This window comes from Paraburkholderia susongensis (genome assembly GCF_900177725.1).
GTDB classification, from domain to species: Bacteria; Pseudomonadota; Gammaproteobacteria; order Burkholderiales; family Burkholderiaceae; genus Paraburkholderia; species Paraburkholderia susongensis.
The window spans coordinates 16,684-34,680 of the sequence record NZ_FXAT01000011.1; the positions used below are offsets into that span (position 1 = coordinate 16,684).

Genomic DNA, 17,997 nt, shown 5'->3' on the forward strand with positions numbered 1-17,997 from the left:
TGAAAGGATTGGAGACTGCACCCGCTTTCATCGAACCGGATGCAGACATGAAAACGAACCAGCGCATGACGAGCGCCGCATTGATAGCACTCGCGACGATAGCGTTGAACGGTTGCGGCGCGGACGACTCATCTCCCGCAACCGTCTCATCGAGTGCGAACTCCGCCGCTAACGACGCGGCGCAGCATCCTGGGATAGCGGCGGCTGCGCTGGCAGCGCCCCCCTCTGCAGCGACTGCGATTCCCGATGTCTCGGCGCCGCTCGCAGGCAACCCGGTGGACCACGCCGCGAACAACCCGGCGAACAGCTTCGTCAACGGCGCAACAAGCAGCACCACAAGCGGTGCAGCCGCACCCGACCCGATCACGCAAAACATGCAGGCCAGTCTCGCGGCCGACAGCCAGCAGGTCGCACCGGTCATGCGCTACGCGCCCGGCGACAGCGCCACCAACTGAGACCGTACCGATTCCACCGGCGCGCCCAAGCGCTATTCTTCCTCCTACGCAGAAGGTGATATTCGATGACATCAACTAGCCGTCGCCGTTTCCTGCAGACCGTTGCTTCATCCGCGGGCGCCGCCGCCGCGATGACCGCGCTGCCCGAGTCGATTCGCAACGCACTCGCCGTGCCCGCGTTTTCGCGCACAGGCACGATCCACGATGTCGAGCATATCGTCGTGTTCATGCAGGAGAACCGCTCGTTCGACCACTACCTCGGCCACATGCGCGGCGTGCGCGGCTACAACGACCGCTTCCCGATTCCGCTGCCGAACGGCCAGACGGTCTGGTATCAGCCGTCGAAGGAAGACGCGACCAAACCGGTGCTGCCGTTTCACCTGAATACCGCGACGACCAGCGCGCAATGCGTCGGCGACCTCGATCACTCGTGGTACAAGACCCACGCCGCGATCGACGGCGGCCGCTACGACCAGTGGCCCGCCAACAAGACCGACATGACGATGGGCTATCACCTGCGCAGCGATATCCCGTTCCATTACGCGCTGGCCGATGCCTTCACGGTGTGCGATGCGTACTTCTGCTCGCTGCCGGGACCGACCCACCCGAACCGCTCGTACCTGATGACCGGCATGGTCGATCCGACCGGCACGCTCGGCGGCCCGCTGCTCGACAACAACGATTGGGTCGACGGCGACGGCCCGCCGAACTATCAGTTGCTTTCGTGGACCACGTACCCGGAGCGCCTGCAAGCCGCGGGCATTTCGTGGCAGGTCTATCAGCAGGGTCTGACGGGCGCCGATCCGCTGAACGGCAACTACGGCACCAACATCCTGCAGAACTTCACGAACTTCATCAACGCGCAGCCGGGCTCGCCGCTCTATGAGCGCGCGCAGACCGTGCGCACGGTCGACGACCTCAAGGCCGACGTGCTCGCGAACCGCCTGCCGCAAGTGTCGTGGCTGTGCCCGCCGGCCGCGTACTCGGAGCATCCGAGCTACACGCCCGCATACGGCGCCGAATACACGTCGCAGATTCTCGATGCGCTGACGTCGAACCCCGAGGTGTGGAGCAAGACCGTGCTCTTCATCATGTACGACGAGAACGACGGCTTCTTCGATCACATGGTGCCGCCGCAACCGGCGACGACATCCGCGCAGGGCAAGTCGACGGTCACGACCGACGGCGAAATCCACAACGTGGTCAATCCGCTGCGCGGCGGCAGCTACACCGCCGACGGCCTGCCGTACGGCCTCGGCCCGCGCGTGCCGATGACGATCGTCTCGCCGTGGACCAAGGGCGGCTTCGTCTGCTCACAGGTGTTCGATCACACCTCGGTGATCCGCTTCATCGAGGCGCGCTTCGGCGTGCATGAGCCGAACATCACGGCATGGCGCCGCGCGGTGTGCGGCGACCTGACCACTGCATTCGACTTCCGCACCCCGGACTCGAAGATGCCGCCGCTGCCCGACACGAGCGACTACAAGAGCATCGCCGACAACCAATGCGCGACGCAGCCGAAGCCGACCGTGCCCGCGACGCTGGGCCCGATCGATCCGCAGGAAGCGGGCATCCGTTTCGCGCGCGCGTTGCCGTACGAGCTGCATGTGAACGGCGCGGCGAACGCGAACCACAACACGTTCGACATCTCGTTCGGCAATACCGGCGAGCAGGGCGCGCATTTCTACGTGTACTCGGCGAATCGCACCGATGGTCCGTGGCGCTATACCGTCGAAGCGGGCAAGTCGCTCAGCGAAACGTTCGATCTGACCTCGACGAACGGCGTGTATGCGTTCGAAGTGTTCGGCCCGAACGGCTTCGTGCGCAAGTTCGCGGGCAACGTCCAGGCGAAGACGCAAAACACGCATGCCGCCGGCGGGCTCGGGCTCGGTGGCAACAAGCCGGAGCAGCCTGAGGTGAGCGCGCAATACGACGTCGCGAACGGCAACGTGTTCCTCAAGTTCACCAACAAGGGCGGCGGCATTGCGCGTCTGAACGTGACCGACAACGCGTATGGCGCACGCACGCGCACCGTGCTCGTGCCGCCTGGCGTGCCTATCGAGGAAGGCTGGGTGCTCGCGTCGAGCCATCACTGGTACGACCTGACGGTGACGAGCAACGACGACACGAGCTTCTCGCGCCGTCTGGCGGGTCACGTCGAGAATGGCCGGCCGAGTATCAGCGATCCGGCCGCGGTCGCGCCGATGCTCGCGGTGAGCTAAGACGCGCTGGTAGAAGTCGTTCGGCATCCTGCTCTGCTCGTGCAGTGGACAGGATGCCGGTTCATTTGACGGCCGTATTTTTTAAGCGTACTTATCGGCGCTTATTGGTCGTCGTCGGCATCGAGCTGCAGCAGCGCAGGCGGCACGCCGGTTCGCGCTCCCCAGTAGTAGATGACGAGGCTGAACAGCGAAACCACGAGCGTGTCATACGGATGCGCGAGCGCGCCCGTGCCGCCGAAACCGCCGAAGTAGGACGCCACGATCATCAGCACGTAGAAAGCGATCAGCCACAACGACGACTTCACCTGCTGGCCCAGACTCAAATGCTGCGTCGGCACGAAACGTCCACACGCAAGGTAGATCACGAACATCACGATCTGCAGACCGAGCAGCCACGACACCGTGCCCCACCCGGACCAGTAGACGATCAACGCGGCCACCACGAACGAGAGCGGTCCGATGATCGCCAGCCCGCTGACACGGAACGGCCGGTGCAAACCCGGCGCATTGCGGCGCAGCGCGGCGACCGACACCGGCGCCACCGCGTAGCTCAACACGAGCGCGGCGGACACCACGTCGATCAGCGCTTCCCACGACGGAAACGGCAGCGTCCAGAACACCGCGAGCGCGAGAGTCAGCCACAGCCCCGCACGCGGAATGCCCGACTTCTCGTCGACGCGCGCGAACACCTTGAAGAACGTGCCGGTGCGCGCCCAGCCGTAGACCACGCGCGGCGTCGCGTTCATATAGATGTTGCCGCAGCCGCTCGGCGAAATGATCGCGTCGGCCACGACCATATACGCGAGCCAGCCCACACCGAGCGTCAGCGCAATGTCGCGGTACGGCAGCGAGAACGCCTTGCTCACGTTGTGCCAGCCATCGGCGAGCATCTCGGTCGGAATGCTGCCGATGAACGCGAGTTGCAGCAGCACGTAGATGAGCGTGGAGAGCAGGATCGACAGGATCAGCGCGATCGGAATCGTGCGCTGCGGATTGCGGACTTCGCTCGCGACCGAGATGATCGGCGTGAGGCCGAGATACGCGAAGATCACGCCGCCCGCCGAGACGGCCATCTCGATGCCTGGCAGCCCGAACGGTGCGAAGCCCTGCACGGTCAGATTCTGAGGCTTGAAGAACACGTACAGCACGACGATCACCGACAGCGGCACGACGAACTTGAACACGCTGATGATGTTGTTCGCGCGCGCGAACGTCTTGACGCTCGAATAATTGAGGTAGAAGAACAGGCACAGCAACGCGGCCTGCACGAGCCAGCCCACCACGGTCGGACTGCCCGAGCCGTTTTGTGTGAGCCCCGGAAACCATGCCGCCGCATACTGGCGCGCCGCGACGACTTCAATCGCGATCAGGCTCGAAAACGCGATCAGCGTAACGAAGCCCATCAGGTAGCCGAGCAGCGGCCCATGTGAAAACACCGGATAGCGCACCACGCCACCCGCGCGCGGCAGCGCCGCACCGAGTTCGCAATAGACGATGCCGAGCAGCAGCACCGCGAAGCCGCCGACCAGCCAGGAGATGATCCCGGCGGGACCCGCGATCGTCGATACGTGACTCGCGGCAAACAGCCACCCGGAGCCGAAAATCGCTCCGAGTCCGATGAACGTGAGATCCGTCAGCGAGAGTTGTTTCTTGAAGTGGCCTGTGCCCGCATCGTCCGATGCGTGATCGGCCAATTCGAGCGAGTTCTGCAATTTGCCCTGATTCAACATAGGCTTGTCTCCTTTCTGAATACGTAACAGGCTGCAGACGGGCCGCCGGGTGTTGCTCAAGGAATGCCGGCCGTCGTCCTGCCCGGTGTTGCTCGATGTTTCCTGGTGCCGCCGCGGATCGCCTTATATTTGTTTTTATTGCCGCGATGCCAGGCATGAAGAGGAGCGCCCCGTCCGGTGAGCCGAACGGGGGCAAGCACTGAAGCGCTCTACTTAGAGATCTGATTCAGGCAGCGCCGGGCGCGTGATGGCGCGACCACGGTCGCGCGGTTCCTCGCTGAGACCGGGAAACACGCCGCTCCATTGAATAGCCTTGCTCACTGTGCAGATCTCCTTCGTAAGGGCCGGTCGTGCCGACACACGGTGAAATATGACAATGAGTATCCGGCTTTATGTTCGTGAGGGCTTGGGCTTTTTCGTAGCCGAAAGAGATTAAATCTGCACAATCGCGATGTGGCGGATTGAACGATCCGGCGGGCTGCGGGTTTTGTATCAAGGCGCTGGCGGGTTGCCAGGAGCGCCTTGCGCCGCGCCTCGGGCAAACCTCAATGCCGACTCCGGCATAGACGCGCCGCCGTGGTTCGTGACTCGCGCCACGGCGGGCCCGCGTGATTTGCGCCAATAAGATCAGGCGCCGAGCAGCACTCCGCTCCTGATCGGCCGCGTACCCGTCACGCGGCCGAGCGGCGCGCCGGTCGTGACGAAACGGATCGCGCGCCGCATATACAGCACGCCTTCGGTCTGGCTCACGATGGTCGTCGTCTCGTCGGTCAACGGATCGACGATATCGAACAGCGCCTGCCCGGCGCGAATCGTGTCGCCGATCTTCGCGCGATGCACGAGAATCCCGCTCACCGGCGCATAGAACTGCTCGCTGCCCGCGAGCGGCGTCGCCGCCGAAAGCAACGGCGGCATCGGCTTCGTCTCGCCGCGAATCGCCTTGCGCCACACGAGGTAGTCGACGAGCGCATCGGCGTCCTGCTGCGCGACTTCGTACGACACGTCGCGCTGGCCGCGGCATTCGACCGTCACCGCAATCGAGCCGGTCGGCACCGGCTTGCCCGCCGGCATTTGCTGCTGCAAGTTCCACCAGAGCAGGCTATGGGTTTCGTCGAACGACTCGCCGCCCGAGTTCGTCGCGAGCAACGAAGCCTCGGCGCCGAGATAGCGCGACAACGGCTCGAACTCGGGCCACGCCGTTTCGCTCGTGTACAGATGCATCGCCGCTTCGAGAGAGCAATGCAGATCGATCACGACGTCCGCATCGAACGAGAGCTTCAGCAACGCCAGTTGCAGCGACTCGAATTCAGTCAACGGCTTCTGCCGCGCGAGTTCGGCAGCGATCAACTCGCGCACGATGCGCCGGTTCTCGCCGGCGTCGGCACCGAGCGCCTCTTTCGCCTGCTCGATCAGCTTCGGGAGCTGCAGGAAATGCCGGTTGAAGTTCTTGCCGCTGCCGAGATCGAAGCGGCCGAGAAACTGGCCGAGCACGTATTGCCCGAGGCCGACCGGATTCGCGACCGGCACCAGCACGATTTCCGCAGTGAGCGCACCCGCTTTTTCCAGTTCGAGCAGACGGCGCTTGAGTAGCACCGTGGTCAGCATCGCGGGAGTTTCGTCGGCATGCAGTGACGCCTGGATATAGATCTTCTGCCCGCTATGGGCCGGGCCGAAATGAAACGACACCAGTTCGCGGTGTGTGCCTACAGCCGGCGAGAGAAGCGGAATCGATTGCCTGTTCATGGATGGAAAGCCGGGAAAATATTAGGAATCTGAATCAATTGTGGAACGCAATGGCGGCGTTTAGTCGCCATAGGGATTGAAGTCGAAGTACTTCTTCGCGATCTGCGCATACGTGCCATCCTTGAGCATCGACGCAATCGCCGCGTTGATCGACGCCTGCACCGCAGTCTCATCCTTGCGCAGACCGATGCCGACGCCGCGATCGCCCATCGACAACGGCTCGCCGACGAAGGTGAAGCCCTTGCCCGCCGGCGTGCGCAAAAAACCGATATCCGCTTCGACCGAGCCGAGCAGCGCGCCGTCGAGCCGTCCGTTGCGCAGATCGGCGAACACTTCGTCCTGGCTCTTGTACGCGACCACGTTCGCGCCGAGCGGCGCCCAGTTCTTCAGCGCATAGCCTTCGAACTGCGTGCCCGATTGCACGCCGATCTGCTTGCCCGCGAGCGCGCTCGCATTCGCCGCGAGCGGCGAGCCTTGCCGTGCGATCAGCCGCGACTTGAACTGGAAGATCTTCGAGGAAAACAGAATCTGCTGCTCACGCTTTTCGGTAATCGCCATCGAGGACAGGATCGCGTCGATCTTGCGCGCCTGCAGCGCCGGAATCATGCCTGAGAACTCGAGTTCGACCCATTGGCAATGCGCGTGGATGCGCCGGCAGATTTCGTTGCCGAGATCGACGTCGAACCCCTGGAAGCTGCCGTCGGGCGCTTTCGCATCCATCGGGGGATAGCTCGGGTCGATGCCCAGACGCAAGGTGGTGGCGTCGGCGGCAAACGCGCCGCCGCTGAAAGTCAGCGCGGCGCAGAGAATCATCAGCGAAATTTTCATGGGAGGCGGAGTGTGGACGGATGAGGACAGCGCCATCGTATGCCTGCGGCGTGCTTCAAAGGAGCCTCATTCGGACTATCATGATCGCTTTTACCGATCACGAAACGGCAGCCCTATGGCGTTGACGATTTCCCAGTTGCGCGCATTCACGGCCGTCGCCGAGCATGGCAGCATCCGCGCGGCGTCGCGCGCGCTCGGCATGGCGCAAAGCGGCATCACGCAGCAATTGCAGAACCTCGAATCGATGCTCGGCGCGACGCTCTTCACGCGCACGAATCGCGGCATCGCGCTGACCGCGCTCGGCCAGCGGCTGCTGCAGCGGGCCGGCGCGATTCTCGGTGAATGCGAGCGCGCCGAAGAGGACGTGCGGCAGTTGCGCGGCGACTACGCGGGCGAGGTCACGTTCGGCATGACGACCGAGCCGCTCGTCGACGCATTCGCACCCGTGCTGATGGAATTCCGCGCGCGCTTCGAGCGGGTCGCCGTGCATCTGCGCACCGGCACGTCGCGCATGATGATTTCGTGGATCCGCGAAGGCACGCTCGATTTCGCGGCCGCGCTCGTGTCGAAACACACGGACACGGCCGATCTGTCGGTCACGCCGCTCTACCCGTCCGATCCGGTCATCGTGTGCCGCCAGGGTCATCCGAAAGCGGGCGCGCGTTCGCTCGCGGAACTCGTCGATTGCATCTGGGTGACGACGCGCTCGCCGAATCTCACCGAGGAGCCGCGCGTCAATCGCCTGAGCCATCTGTTCGAGAGTCACGGCCTGCCACCGCCGAAGATCGTCGCGACCGTCGAGGGGTTGTACGAGACCTTGCACCTGGTCGGCGCGACCGATTGTCTGTCGCTCGAATCGTCGGTCGTCGCGAAACGCGGGCCGTTCGCAGACGTGCTCACGACGATTGCCGTGCGCGAACGCGCGGCCGGGCAGAACGTCTGTTTGCTGCAGCGCGCAGCCGTTCCGCTCACGCCGGCCGCACAGGAATTCGCGACGATGATGGTGTCGTATATGCGCACGGTGCGGGTGCGTTGAACATTGGATGCTGGGGGTTCGACGCTCAACTCAGTATTTCAAGCGCAAGCAATTCATCGATGCGCTGCCTGCGCCGGATCAACCTCGCGTTGCCCCGCTCGATCAACACTTCCGGCGCAAGCGGCCGGCTGTTGTAGTTCGACGACATCGATGCGCCGTACGCACCCGCGTCATGAAACACGATCAAGTCGCCCACGGCGGGCGCGGGCATCGTCCGGCTCGTCACGACACCGCCTTCGCTCTGTGTGAACACGTCGCCCGCTTCGCACAGCGGACCGGCCACGCTGAACGAGCCGAACGGTGCATCGCTCGGCGTGCCATCGGGCTTGAGCACGCTCATCTCGTGACGACTGCCGTAGAACGACGGCCGCATGAGATCGTTGAAGCCCGCGTCGACCAGCGCAAATTCTCGCGCAGGCCGCCGGTTCAGCGCCTGCACCTCGGCGACGAGCACACCCGCCTGCGCGACCAGAAAGCGCCCCGGTTCGATCTCGAGGCGCACGCGATGCCCGACATGCGCTTCGACGCGCCGGCGCGCATCGTCCCACAAGCGGAAGTAATGCTCGGTATCGATGCCCGGCTCGCCTTCGCGATACGGCACCGACAAGCCGCCGCCCGCCGACATCGCTTCGATATCGTGATCGAGGTCCGTCACCGCATCGACCATTGCATCGCAGACTCGCGCGAGATGCACGTAATCGACGCCCGAGCCGATGTGCATGTGCAACCCGACGAGCTTGAGGCGATAACGTCGAATGAGATCGAGCGCACGCGGTATCTCGTCGCGCCAGATGCCGTGCTTGCTATGCTCGCCGCCCGTGTTGGTCTTGTTGCTGTGACCGTGACCGAAGCCGGGGTTGATGCGCAGCCACACGCGGTGGCCTTCGCGCGCGTGCCGGCCGAGCCGCTCGAGCATGTCGGGCGAGCCGGCGTTGACCGTGATCCGATGTTCGAGCACAGCGGCGAGCGTCGCGCGATCGAGCACATCGGCGGTGAAGACTATGCCATCGGGATCGTTGTTCGCCGCCGAGCCAGCCGAGGGTTCGGCCACGGGTCCGGCCGTGGGTTCAGCGCTGAAGCCCGCCGCGAAACAGCGCTCGATTTCGCCCAAAGAAACCGCATCGACCAGCACACCCTCGTCGCGCATCAGCGTCAGGATATGCACGTTCGAGCACGCCTTCTGCGCGTAGCGAATCGTGTCGAAACTGCGCAGTTCCTCAATACGCCGGCGAATCGCCTCAGCGTCGTAGACCCACAGCGGCGTGCCGTACCGGCGCGCAAGTTCAGCAAGTTGGTGCGAGTTGAAAGACGTCACGGTCTGTCCTGCGTCGAAGCAATGCGTTGCAATAGCCGACATCATGCGACGCATCCATCATTCAGTAAAATACCTGTTTATCAGCCATCCATTCACTTTTGATATACCCATCATGGCACTCACCCACCGGCACATCGAAGTCTTTCGCGCGCTGATGACGGCAGGCAGCGTCACCAAAGCGGCGGACATGCTCTGCACGTCGCAGCCCACCGTGAGCCGCGAACTCGCGCGCATGGAGCAAAGCATCGGCTTTGCGCTGTTCGAGCGCGTGCAGGGACGGCTGCGGCCCACGCAATCCGCGCTGACGCTATTCGACGAGATCAAGCGTGCATATGTCGGGCTGGAGCATGTGGCGTCGACCGCCGCTGCCCTGCGCGAATTCAAGGGCGGCCAGCTTTCCGTGATCGCGCTGCCGGTGTTTTCGCATTCGATCCTGCCAGGCGCGGTCAAACGCTTTCACGACGCGCAGCCGGGCGTGAGTGTGTCCATCGCGACGCAGGAGTCGCCGTTCCTCGAAGAGTGGCTGACCGCGCAGCGCTACGATCTCGGGCTCACCGAGCACGGCGCGCCGCCGCCCGGCACGCGTCTGACGCCGCTGCTTGAAGTCGACGAAGTGTGCGTGCTGCCCGACGGGCATCCGCTACTCGCCAAACGCGTGATCGGCTTGAAGGATTTCGCGGATCAGGCTTTTATCAGCCTCTCCGCGAACGATCCGTATCGGCTTCAGATCGACGAGGCGTTCGCGCAGGCCAACATCGCGCGCCGTCAGCTGATCGAAACGCCGACTGCGGTCTCCGTGTGCAGTTTCGTGCGGCAGGGCCTCGGCATCGCGATCGTCAATCCGCTTACCGCCGTCGATTTCGCGGGCCGCAACCTGCACATCCGGCCGCTCGCGCTGTCGTTGCCGTTTCGCGTGAGCGTGATTCATCCCGAGCACCGGCCGGCACATTCGCTCGCGAATGCGTTCGTCGGCGCGCTGCAAAGCGAAGCCGCCGCGCTGCGACTACAATTGAAACGCCATACCGGACAAAGACGGTCATAGCAGTCTGAGTAGTCAGCGCGGCAATCTCATCGTCATCGCTCGCTGTATCACGCGCGGAACGATCCGCGCTCGCGCGAGTCGCCGCTCATACCGTCTACGCGGTTCACGCCGCAAACCGGGCACGCTTCAGGCTGACATCAACCCGCATACCGATTGCCGGCGCGGCTGCGCATGCCGCGCGTTCGCGCCGTATCGGGGCGACGTATCGAGGTCTTCACGTCGTAGACCATCAACAGGAGTTTCCCAAATGATGAATCGAGACAATCCCGTCTGGCTGATTACAGGCTGTTCCACCGGCTTCGGCCGCGAACTTGCGAAGCTCGTGCTCGAGCGCGGCTGGCGCGCCGTCGTCACCGCGCGCGACGCGTCGAAAGTAAAGGACATCGCCGAAGGGCACGGCGAGCGAGCGCTGGTCCTGCCGCTAGACGTGACGAACACCGCGCAGATCGAGGGTGCGGTCGCGCAGGCGAAGCGCCATTTCGGCCGCATCGACGCACTCGTCAATAACGCGGGCTACGGTTATCTGGCCGCGATCGAGGAAGGTGAGGACAACGAAGTGCGCGCGATGTTCGAGACCAACGTGTTCGGTCTCATCGACATGACGAAGGCCGTGCTGCCGATCATGCGCGAGCAGCGCAGCGGGCTGATCGTCAACGTGTCGTCGATCGGCGGCATTGCGAGTTTCGCCGCGACCGGCTACTACCACGCGACGAAGTACGCGGTGGAGGGTCTGTCGGAATCGCTCGCGCTCGAGGTGAAACCGCTCGGCATCGGCGTGCTGGTCGTCGAACCGGGGCCGTTCCGCACCAACTGGGCGGGTCCGTCGATCAAGCAGTCGGCGACGCTGATCGACGACTACGCGTCCACGGCCGGCGAGCGCCGCAAGCAGACGGAAGCACGCAGCGGCAACCAGGCGGGCGATCCGGTGCGCGCCGCGCAGGCGATCATCGACGCCGCGCTGTCCGACGAACCGCCGCTGCGTCTGTTGCTCGGTAAGGCCGCGCTCGAACTCGCGCACAGGAAGCTCGACTTCATGCGCGCCGATTTCGACGCATGGAAAGCGACGACCGAAGGCGCCGATTATCCGCAAGGGGCGGCTTGAGGGGAGCCTGCTGGGCGGCTGGCTTCTGCAAGACCCGACCGCCCCGCTTCAAAACTCCACCAGCGCAAAGTCGTCCTTGCCCACATCGCACAACGGGCAGCGCCAGTCGGCGGGCACATCGGCCCAGCGCGTGCCCGGCGCGAGGCCTTCTTCCGGCACGCCGGCGGCTTCGTCGTAGACCCAGCCGCAGATCACGCAGACCCATTGTTTGAAGTCATCGGACGCAGCGGCATCGCGGTGGCCGGCCGTTGCGGCCGCGCCATCCGCCTGCGGCGCGGACGTCGCATCGAGACTCACGACGAGCGGCGCCACCGTGCCGCTGCCGGTCCCGGCAAGCCGCGCCTGCAGCGCTGACGAGCAGGCGCTGCGCTTCGTCCTGCGTCAGATCGATCCAGTACGGATCGCCCGCGCCGTCGTTGAGCCGCTCGGGGGAAAACTGGATTTCTACGGCTACGCCCTTCTTGTACATGGCAATCGGAATATCGAGGAAGCCGGCGGCTCGCGCTGGCGTAGAACGGCTCGCGCTGCGGGCGGTGCTTCAGCGCGCCTGAACCAGCAGATTCAGCACGATCGCGGCGACGAGGGCCGCGCCGCCGATGAGGCTAAGCATTTGCAGCAGAGTGAGGGATTTACGCGCGTTGGCGGGGGTTTGTTGCGTGGTCACGAGTGTTTCTTGAAGTTCGGAAAAAGCGCAATGGTACACGGGCGCGCATACCGCGCATGCCGATTGGCGCAAACTTGCGCGCAATAAAGTACCGGGAGACATTATCGCCGCTCGCGCGCGGCGCATTGCCTACCGTGGGGAGATGGATTAATTCGCGACGAGGGGGAAACCAACCGGCCTGGAACTGCGTCGCAGGCTGGCGTGCACTGAAATGGAGCGCTCAGGTCTTCGCGAGCGGATTGCCGTGGCGAGAATCCCAGAAACGGATCACCGACGTGTCGCCAGTACCCATGCCCACCACCTGATCTGGCGCGCCGCATTCGCGCAGCAAGGCGCGCAGTTCGTTGATGACCGGAAACACCTCGTGATTCCAGTCAGCGCCCTGCGAATCGTGCGCGCGTTGCTCCGCCTCGACGATCTCGCGGTCTTCCTTGAAGATGCGTTCGGTGAACCACACGAGCAGCGGCCACAGCAGATGCATCACGCCGGGAATGCCGGGCTTGCGGATCGACAGCAGCCCGAACGTCCGGTTGGTGCGCTGTTCGCGATCGAGCGGCACGTAGATGATCCACAGGTCCATCACGAGAGTCTGCTCGGCATTGCGAATCTGCAGCGTCTGATACGGATACTCGGTGCGGATCGTCATCACGTCCTTGTCGTTGTTGCCGCCGGTCTTGCGATTCTGGCCGAACACGATCGCCTCGCCGATCGGCTGCTGACCCTCCATGCGCGCAAACGTGTAATCGACCTCGACCCAGCCCTCGCCGCGCCGCCGCCCGACCGAACGCGCACGCATCTTGCCCATCTGCCGGCGATGCAGGAACTGGTGATTCATGTCCATCAGGTTCTCGTGCATGAACGAGTAATGACAATTGACAGGACGGCCGAAGCGGCGCGTCTTGTACTTCGGGTCCGCCACCGAACCGAAACCGGGCAGCGGCCGCTGCCCGGCGAGCGCGGCATCGCCCGGAAACACGAAGATCAGCCCCCCGATTTCCTGGCACGGATACGAGCGCACGCCGTTGGGCAGGCGGTCGCGGCCCAGATACGGCACGTCGATGCACTTGCCCGAGCAGTCGTAGGTCCAGCCATGATAGCCGCAGCGAATCGACTCGCCGTCCACGACGCCCTGGTGCAGCGGCACCTGCCGATGCGCGCAACGGTCTTCGAGCGCGAACACCTTGCCGGTCTCCGTGCGCGCGAGCACGATCGGATCGCCGGCAAAGGTCACGCCATGAGTCTTGCCGCGCTTCACTTCCTGCGACCACGCGAGCGGGTACCAGTGATCCGGGTGAATGCCGACCCGGCGCAGATCGCGCACGGGGGCGTCATTGGCGGCGTGGCTGGGAGCGTGCGGGTGCGCGCCGGTTTGCGATGCGGAGTGCGCAGGAATCTGCGGCGTCGCCTCAGCAGGCGAGGCCGCGACGGTTGCGTCGGCGATATCTTGTTCGAGCGGGGGAACAGCATGCATAAATCAAACCTCCGTGCACGAGCGGATAGAAGGTACCGCCCTGCATGTCGAGGCCGGCATCTTCACCAGTCTACTTGAAGCGGCCGCCGCATGGCACCAGCGGCAGCCGGCACGGAGTGATGTAGCGCAACTCGGGGGCACACGGAGGCGTCGTGTGAACAGGCTACCTGCGGCGCCCGGGCACTACGGAAAAAATGACCTGAATTCAGCGAGCCTTCGGCATTCCCCTTTTGGTACTCTTTTGGCGCTGTTCCACGGATAGAACGCAAGATCGATTACTGTTGCCACGACCCAGGGACATAACGCCATGACACTTCGCGCCGCCATTCCGATTCTCCGCATCTTCTCGGTCGAGAAGGCCTACGAGTTCTATCTCGGCTATCTGGGCTTCACGCTCGAGTGGGAACATCGCTTTGCCGATGATTTACCGCTCTACGCGCAGATCAAACGCGGGGACGTCGTTTTTCATCTGAGCGAACACCACGGCGACAGCACGCCGGGCTCCGCGGTCTTTCTGCCGGTCGACGATATCGACGCGCTGCATCAGGAATTGCAAAGCAAGCAGTACAGGTATGCGCGGCCCGGTGTCGAAACGGTTGACTGGGGACGGGAGATGGCGATCGCCGACCCGTTTGGTAATCGTCTTCGCTTTTGCCAGTTCTCGTGAGCAGTTGAGCCGCGGGTCCGGCTTTGCACCGGTCCTAGCTCAAACGCAAACTCCGCAATACGTCGAGAACATATTGTGTGGGGCACTCCACAGCACCGGCACGATAGGCGAGGCCCAGTTGCCGCCACAGCGCCGGACGCAACGGACGCGTCACGATGCGCGCATCGGCAAGCGGGAGGCTGGCTTCTCGCGGCAACAGCGCGGCACCGTATCCCGAAGCGACGAGGCTTTTGATCGCATCCGCATAGTTGAGCTGGATGCGGGGCGTAGGGTGCTGCCCCGCCGCGCTGAACCATTCGGTCGTCAATCGGGACAGCCGGGTGCTGGCGTCGTTGAGGATCAGCGGCCTCGCGGCGAGCCACTGAGGCGTGATGCGAGCCGGACACTGCCAATCCGCCGGCATGAGTGCGACGACAGGATCGCGGCGCCATTTTTCGATCGACAGCCCCCTTGTCGGCGATTGGGGCAACGCCACGATGCCCACGTCGAGCGATTCCTCCGCCAGTCTCATGAGCGCCTCCTCAGACGTCAGCACGGCGATTTGCACATCGATTCCGGGATGCTCCGCGGCAAGCCGCTCCAACGCCTGGGGCAAGAGGTTCGCTATGGTCGCGGTGGACGCGCCGAGTCGAACGCGTCCGCCGAGACCTGCCACCTGCCGCCGCACGTCTTCCAATGCGTGCTCGGCGTTGCTCAGCAACTGGCGCGCGTACGCGATCAGCGTTTCGCCGATCGCGGAAGGCCGCACCTGCGCGCGCTTGCGCGACAGCAGCGCGGCGCCGACGCGACTCTCGAGATCGGCGATGTGCAGACTGACCGTCGGTGGCGCGAGATGAAGAACGCGAGCGGCCTCGGCAAAAGAGCCGAGGTCGGCAACGACAACGAGGGTGCGCAAGCGGTCGAGGCTAATTTCTCTCATCGGGACATCGTTGGTCAGAAAATCTGAATGTGATGGTCAATAAATTCAACTTTTTCGATCTTACTCGCAGATGGAAGATAGAAGCGCTGGTTTTTCCAACGCGGACTATCAAAGGCCATCGGCATGAACCCATCTTCGACACAAAGTTGCGAGTCCCGGCAGGCTGCACAGCGGCGCAAGGCGCTCACCGACGACGCGACGTTATGGTTGGTCGGCCTTGCTATCACGGTCGTTCTGATTGCCGCCCTGGTCGGGGCCATTGTCTCGACGACACCGACGCCACGCGTGCCGGCTGACAGCAAGAACTGTCCGGACAACCTCGCCAACGACGAACATGCGAGCCTTGTCGCGTTCTTTCAGGATCCGGCGGACCAGAGCGTGTTGTTGCAGTCGATCCGCGCGTGTTCGAAGTGACGCCGGGTGAAGCGGGCGGCTCACCGTGCGGCTTGCTGTGCGGCTCGCTGTGTGGCTTACTGTGTGGCTTGCCGACAGCAAGGTGTGCTACGTTTCCAGGACGCAGCCATTTTCACTCGGCCATCGACCATCGGCCATCGCTTGCTGATTCGCCACCCGCCCGTTCAAGGAGAAATTCCCGATGACACGCATCGCCAAAGGCACCTTCGTCGTCTCGCTCCAACCCATGCCGTTAGAAAACATAGCCGCCGAATCGAAGCTCGGCCGCATGTCGATCGACAAGCAGATATCCGGCGATCTCGCCGCAACCACGCAAGGGCAAATGCTGAGTGCGATGACCGACGTCAAGGGCTCGGCCGGCTATGTTGCAATCGAGCGAGTCAGTGGGACGCTCGCGGGCAAGCAGGGCTCGTTCGTGCTGCAGCATGTCGGCGTCATGAATCGCGGAGTTTCGTCGCTGTCGGTCACTGTCGTGCCGGACTCGGGCACGGCGGAGCTGAGCGGTATCGAAGGCGAGTTCAGGATCGATATCGTCGGCGGGGCGCACTCGTACGAGTTTGCTTATCGTCTGCCGGGCGATTGAGAAGCTCGCGCGTTGCCGCCGAACGGGCTACGCGCTCTTCGCCCATTTCTGCACCCTGCGTACCTGCCGCGGCAACACGATATACATTCCCCATGCCGCGATAAAGATCGCGTAAAGCAGATCTTCCGCATGAAACGGCAGTGAAACCACCACGTCGGCAATCACGAGGCTGCCGGGCGCGGCCCACACATACGTCGTCAACCCGAGCAACGTTGCGTGCCAGAAGCCGAAGTGTGCAGGCCCGCCCATGGCGTGCGCGGCAAGTCCGCTTCGCACCATGTAGCCCGCAAGCGGCAGGTTCACCAGCGAGTAGATGAGAAGCGCTGCGATAGCCGGCGAGGCCGCGATCGCAACCGACCAACCCGGCGAGCGGCTTGCGAGATCATGCGGGACCAGATTCGCCGAGAACTGCATGAGCGACGGCGCCTTCCTCAGAATCAGAAAGTAAAAGACCAGCAGAACGACCGCGAAGAGCAGCGTGCTCGCAAGCCACTGACGCCATGCGCAGGACCACCACAGATACAGACGCTGGCCGAACGTCATGCGCCTGTCGAAACTGAAGGGCGCCCCGCGGTCCCTGAACGCGGCAAAGCATGCCAATACGACGAACAGCCCCCCTGCCAGAATGAGTCCATAGGGAGTCCAAACGAAGAACCCCAGGTGATGTCCGGCAGCAGCCGAGGCAGGCGAAGGCGTGGAGGGTGTGGAGAAATTGTGCAGATGGCGGGCGATGTAGTCCGAAGGACTGAGCGCCTGCGAAGATTCGTGCGTTGTCATCTCGTCTCCGTCTCCGTCTCCGTCTCCGTATCCGCTGGCATCACGGTGCAAGGCCGGTCACTCGAAACGCGACGACCCGGGAAAGCCGCCGGTCCTTCACCTGCGCCAGCATAGACGCCGGGCAAGCTATTTGTCATACGTTTTCGAGCTGAGCGTCCCGCACGCGATACGAAAATTCGCCTTATACAGCCCTATGCAGGCTTATTCACGAGGTCCAGCACCGACCCGTCGCGCTTCAGCGTCGCAAGCACGATGGCCGAATCAGTGGACATCACCCCCGCCGTGCGATGTAAGCGGTTCATGACAAAGTCGGAGAAGTGATCGAGACTGCGGGCACGCACGGTTAGCACGTAATTCGACGCACCCGTGACGACCTGCGCCGACACCACCTCGGGCCACGTCTGCAACGCGCTGACGAACTTGTCGTGCCATTCCTCGACATCGGGGCGCATCGAGACGCGCACGAGCGCTTCGAATTCCACGCCGACACGCTTCGGCGCTATCACGCACCGGTAGCCCTCGATAAACCCCTCTTCCTCGAGCAGCTTCACTCGCCGCAGGCATGCGGACGGCGAAAGACCCACCGCGTTCGCGAGGTCCTGATTGCTGATACGCCCGTCGTTTTCAAGCTGGCGAAGGATGCGCATATCCGTTCGATCGAGGGTCATATTGAAGAATCTGCCGTTATGGTTACACGAATTCGCAGACTCTATCACGTTCAATCCAGTGAAAGCACGATATCAGAAGCACACTTCAATTTGTCATCGATAACATGCCAATAGAGACGTGACCAGATGGCCACACCGCGAATCCACCACCATCGCGCCGGCGCCGCCGCCCTCGGGATGCAATCCGGGCGGCGCTTGCCCGCACCCGCAAGGTCAATCTGAGCATCGGCCTTTACTACGACGAGGCGGGCAAGGTGCCGCGGCGTCGAGGTAACGGTCTCGCCAACGCCGCAGCCCGGCGTGAGCCGATCGCAAGCGTGCTTCGATAAAAAAGCCGCCGGTGTTGCAACACCGGCGGCCG

The 17,997-nt window shown here is 63.5% G+C and carries 17 protein-coding genes and 1 pseudogene; 8 read left to right on the forward strand and 10 right to left on the reverse strand.

What is annotated here, in order from left to right; genetic code table 11:
* Positions 1–47: 47 nt before the first annotated feature.
* Complete coding sequence (locus B9Z01_RS26080) at positions 48–455, forward strand: hypothetical protein (protein ID WP_085488443.1); 408 nt, start codon at positions 48–50, stop codon at positions 453–455.
* A 65-nt stretch (positions 456–520) separates the two neighbouring features.
* The gene (locus B9Z01_RS26085) at positions 521–2,677 is read left to right on the forward strand and encodes a phosphocholine-specific phospholipase C (protein WP_085488444.1); all 2,157 of its coding nucleotides are present in this window, start codon (positions 521–523) and stop codon (positions 2,675–2,677) included.
* A gap of 101 nt (positions 2,678–2,778) precedes the next feature.
* Here B9Z01_RS26085 and B9Z01_RS26090 read toward each other — a convergent pair whose 3' ends face one another.
* The 3 genes from B9Z01_RS26090 to B9Z01_RS26100 all read right to left on the reverse strand — a co-directional run bounded on the left by B9Z01_RS26090 (position 2,779) and on the right by B9Z01_RS26100 (position 6,978).
* Positions 2,779–4,407 (reverse strand): APC family permease, encoded by a 1,629-nt coding sequence (locus tag B9Z01_RS26090; RefSeq protein ID WP_085488445.1) that lies wholly within the window; start codon positions 4,405–4,407, stop codon positions 2,779–2,781.
* Between the two features lie 627 nt (positions 4,408–5,034).
* A complete protein-coding gene (locus B9Z01_RS26095) occupies positions 5,035–6,150 on the reverse strand; it encodes a succinylglutamate desuccinylase/aspartoacylase family protein (protein WP_085488446.1) in 1,116 nt (371 codons plus the stop codon).
* Between the two features lie 60 nt (positions 6,151–6,210).
* Positions 6,211–6,978, reverse strand: coding sequence for a transporter substrate-binding domain-containing protein (locus B9Z01_RS26100; RefSeq protein ID WP_085488447.1), 768 nt, complete (start codon positions 6,976–6,978; stop codon positions 6,211–6,213).
* Positions 6,979–7,093: 115 nt separating this feature from the next.
* Here B9Z01_RS26100 and B9Z01_RS26105 point away from each other — a divergent pair, with 115 nt between their 5' ends.
* Entirely contained in the window at positions 7,094–8,014 is a 921-nt protein-coding gene (locus B9Z01_RS26105; protein WP_085488448.1) for a LysR substrate-binding domain-containing protein, read from the forward strand.
* Positions 8,015–8,039: 25 nt separating this feature from the next.
* Here the strand turns inward: B9Z01_RS26105 and lysA are convergent, their stop codons facing one another.
* Positions 8,040–9,371, reverse strand: a complete 1,332-nt coding sequence (lysA, locus tag B9Z01_RS26110; RefSeq protein WP_085488594.1) for a diaminopimelate decarboxylase — start codon at positions 9,369–9,371, stop codon at positions 8,040–8,042.
* Between the two features lie 70 nt (positions 9,372–9,441).
* Here lysA and B9Z01_RS26115 point away from each other — a divergent pair, with 70 nt between their 5' ends.
* Both B9Z01_RS26115 and B9Z01_RS26120 read left to right on the forward strand, forming a co-directional pair.
* Positions 9,442–10,371 carry a LysR family transcriptional regulator gene (locus tag B9Z01_RS26115; RefSeq protein ID WP_085488449.1) on the forward strand — a complete coding sequence of 310 codons (930 nt, stop codon included), beginning with the start codon at positions 9,442–9,444 and terminating at the stop codon, positions 10,369–10,371.
* Positions 10,372–10,618: 247 nt separating this feature from the next.
* Positions 10,619–11,473, forward strand: a complete 855-nt coding sequence (locus B9Z01_RS26120; RefSeq protein WP_085488450.1) for an oxidoreductase — start codon at positions 10,619–10,621, stop codon at positions 11,471–11,473.
* 48 nt (positions 11,474–11,521) lie between these two features.
* Here the strand turns inward: B9Z01_RS26120 and B9Z01_RS36690 are convergent.
* The 3 genes and pseudogenes from B9Z01_RS36690 to B9Z01_RS26135 all read right to left on the reverse strand — a co-directional run bounded on the left by B9Z01_RS36690 (position 11,522) and on the right by B9Z01_RS26135 (position 13,608).
* Positions 11,522–11,942: pseudogene (locus B9Z01_RS36690) on the reverse strand (rubredoxin).
* Positions 11,943–12,011: 69 nt separating this feature from the next.
* On the reverse strand, positions 12,012–12,137 hold the full coding sequence (locus tag B9Z01_RS36695; RefSeq protein ID WP_275937523.1) for a hypothetical protein: 126 nt from the start codon (positions 12,135–12,137) through the stop codon (positions 12,012–12,014).
* A gap of 220 nt (positions 12,138–12,357) precedes the next feature.
* On the reverse strand, positions 12,358–13,608 hold the full coding sequence (locus B9Z01_RS26135; protein ID WP_085488452.1) for an aromatic ring-hydroxylating oxygenase subunit alpha: 1,251 nt from the start codon (positions 13,606–13,608) through the stop codon (positions 12,358–12,360).
* Positions 13,609–13,882: 274 nt separating this feature from the next.
* Between B9Z01_RS26135 and B9Z01_RS26140 the strand changes: the two genes are divergently transcribed.
* Positions 13,883–14,275 (forward strand): glyoxalase superfamily protein, encoded by a 393-nt coding sequence (locus B9Z01_RS26140; RefSeq protein WP_275937525.1) that lies wholly within the window; start codon positions 13,883–13,885, stop codon positions 14,273–14,275.
* 34 nt (positions 14,276–14,309) lie between these two features.
* Here the strand turns inward: B9Z01_RS26140 and B9Z01_RS26145 are convergent, their stop codons facing one another.
* Positions 14,310–15,194 carry a LysR family transcriptional regulator gene (locus B9Z01_RS26145; protein ID WP_085488454.1) on the reverse strand — a complete coding sequence of 295 codons (885 nt, stop codon included), beginning with the start codon at positions 15,192–15,194 and terminating at the stop codon, positions 14,310–14,312.
* 123 nt (positions 15,195–15,317) lie between these two features.
* On the opposite strand from B9Z01_RS26145, the gene B9Z01_RS35125 reads away from it, so the two are divergent.
* Complete coding sequence (locus B9Z01_RS35125) at positions 15,318–15,608, forward strand: hypothetical protein (RefSeq protein WP_143809072.1); 291 nt, start codon at positions 15,318–15,320, stop codon at positions 15,606–15,608.
* A gap of 181 nt (positions 15,609–15,789) precedes the next feature.
* Positions 15,790–16,191 carry a DUF3224 domain-containing protein gene (locus B9Z01_RS26155; protein ID WP_085488455.1) on the forward strand — a complete coding sequence of 134 codons (402 nt, stop codon included), beginning with the start codon at positions 15,790–15,792 and terminating at the stop codon, positions 16,189–16,191.
* 27 nt (positions 16,192–16,218) lie between these two features.
* On the opposite strand, the gene B9Z01_RS26160 is transcribed toward B9Z01_RS26155, so the two are convergent.
* Together B9Z01_RS26160 and B9Z01_RS26165 are read right to left on the reverse strand one after the other, a co-directional pair.
* On the reverse strand, positions 16,219–16,968 hold the full coding sequence (locus B9Z01_RS26160) for a hypothetical protein (RefSeq protein WP_143809073.1): 750 nt from the start codon (positions 16,966–16,968) through the stop codon (positions 16,219–16,221).
* A 191-nt stretch (positions 16,969–17,159) separates the two neighbouring features.
* Entirely contained in the window at positions 17,160–17,636 is a 477-nt protein-coding gene (locus B9Z01_RS26165) for an Lrp/AsnC family transcriptional regulator (RefSeq protein ID WP_085488457.1), read from the reverse strand.
* Between the last annotated feature and the right edge of the window lie 361 nt (positions 17,637–17,997).

What these genes read in the sequence shown, in the direction of transcription:
- B9Z01_RS26085 (WP_085488444.1), top strand. Translation starts at nt 521, where the DNA reads ATGACATCAACTAGCCGTCGCCGTTTCCTGCAGACCGTTGCTTCATCC.
- B9Z01_RS35125 (WP_143809072.1), top strand. Translation starts at nt 15,318, where the DNA reads ATGAACCCATCTTCGACACAAAGTTGCGAGTCCCGGCAGGCTGCACAG.
- B9Z01_RS26100 (WP_085488447.1), bottom strand. Translation starts at nt 6,978, where the DNA reads ATGAAAATTTCGCTGATGATTCTCTGCGCCGCGCTGACTTTCAGCGGC.
- B9Z01_RS26115 (WP_085488449.1), top strand. Translation starts at nt 9,442, where the DNA reads ATGGCACTCACCCACCGGCACATCGAAGTCTTTCGCGCGCTGATGACG.
- B9Z01_RS26090 (WP_085488445.1), bottom strand. Translation starts at nt 4,407, where the DNA reads ATGTTGAATCAGGGCAAATTGCAGAACTCGCTCGAATTGGCCGATCAC.
- lysA (WP_085488594.1), bottom strand. Translation starts at nt 9,371, where the DNA reads ATGTCGGCTATTGCAACGCATTGCTTCGACGCAGGACAGACCGTGACG.
- B9Z01_RS26095 (WP_085488446.1), bottom strand. Translation starts at nt 6,150, where the DNA reads ATGAACAGGCAATCGATTCCGCTTCTCTCGCCGGCTGTAGGCACACAC.
- B9Z01_RS26155 (WP_085488455.1), top strand. Translation starts at nt 15,790, where the DNA reads ATGACACGCATCGCCAAAGGCACCTTCGTCGTCTCGCTCCAACCCATG.
- B9Z01_RS26165 (WP_085488457.1), bottom strand. Translation starts at nt 17,636, where the DNA reads ATGACCCTCGATCGAACGGATATGCGCATCCTTCGCCAGCTTGAAAAC.
- B9Z01_RS26080 (WP_085488443.1), top strand. Translation starts at nt 48, where the DNA reads ATGAAAACGAACCAGCGCATGACGAGCGCCGCATTGATAGCACTCGCG.
- B9Z01_RS26105 (WP_085488448.1), top strand. Translation starts at nt 7,094, where the DNA reads ATGGCGTTGACGATTTCCCAGTTGCGCGCATTCACGGCCGTCGCCGAG.
- B9Z01_RS26145 (WP_085488454.1), bottom strand. Translation starts at nt 15,194, where the DNA reads ATGAGAGAAATTAGCCTCGACCGCTTGCGCACCCTCGTTGTCGTTGCC.
- B9Z01_RS26160 (WP_143809073.1), bottom strand. Translation starts at nt 16,968, where the DNA reads ATGACAACGCACGAATCTTCGCAGGCGCTCAGTCCTTCGGACTACATC.
- B9Z01_RS26120 (WP_085488450.1), top strand. Translation starts at nt 10,619, where the DNA reads ATGATGAATCGAGACAATCCCGTCTGGCTGATTACAGGCTGTTCCACC.
- B9Z01_RS26135 (WP_085488452.1), bottom strand. Translation starts at nt 13,608, where the DNA reads ATGCATGCTGTTCCCCCGCTCGAACAAGATATCGCCGACGCAACCGTC.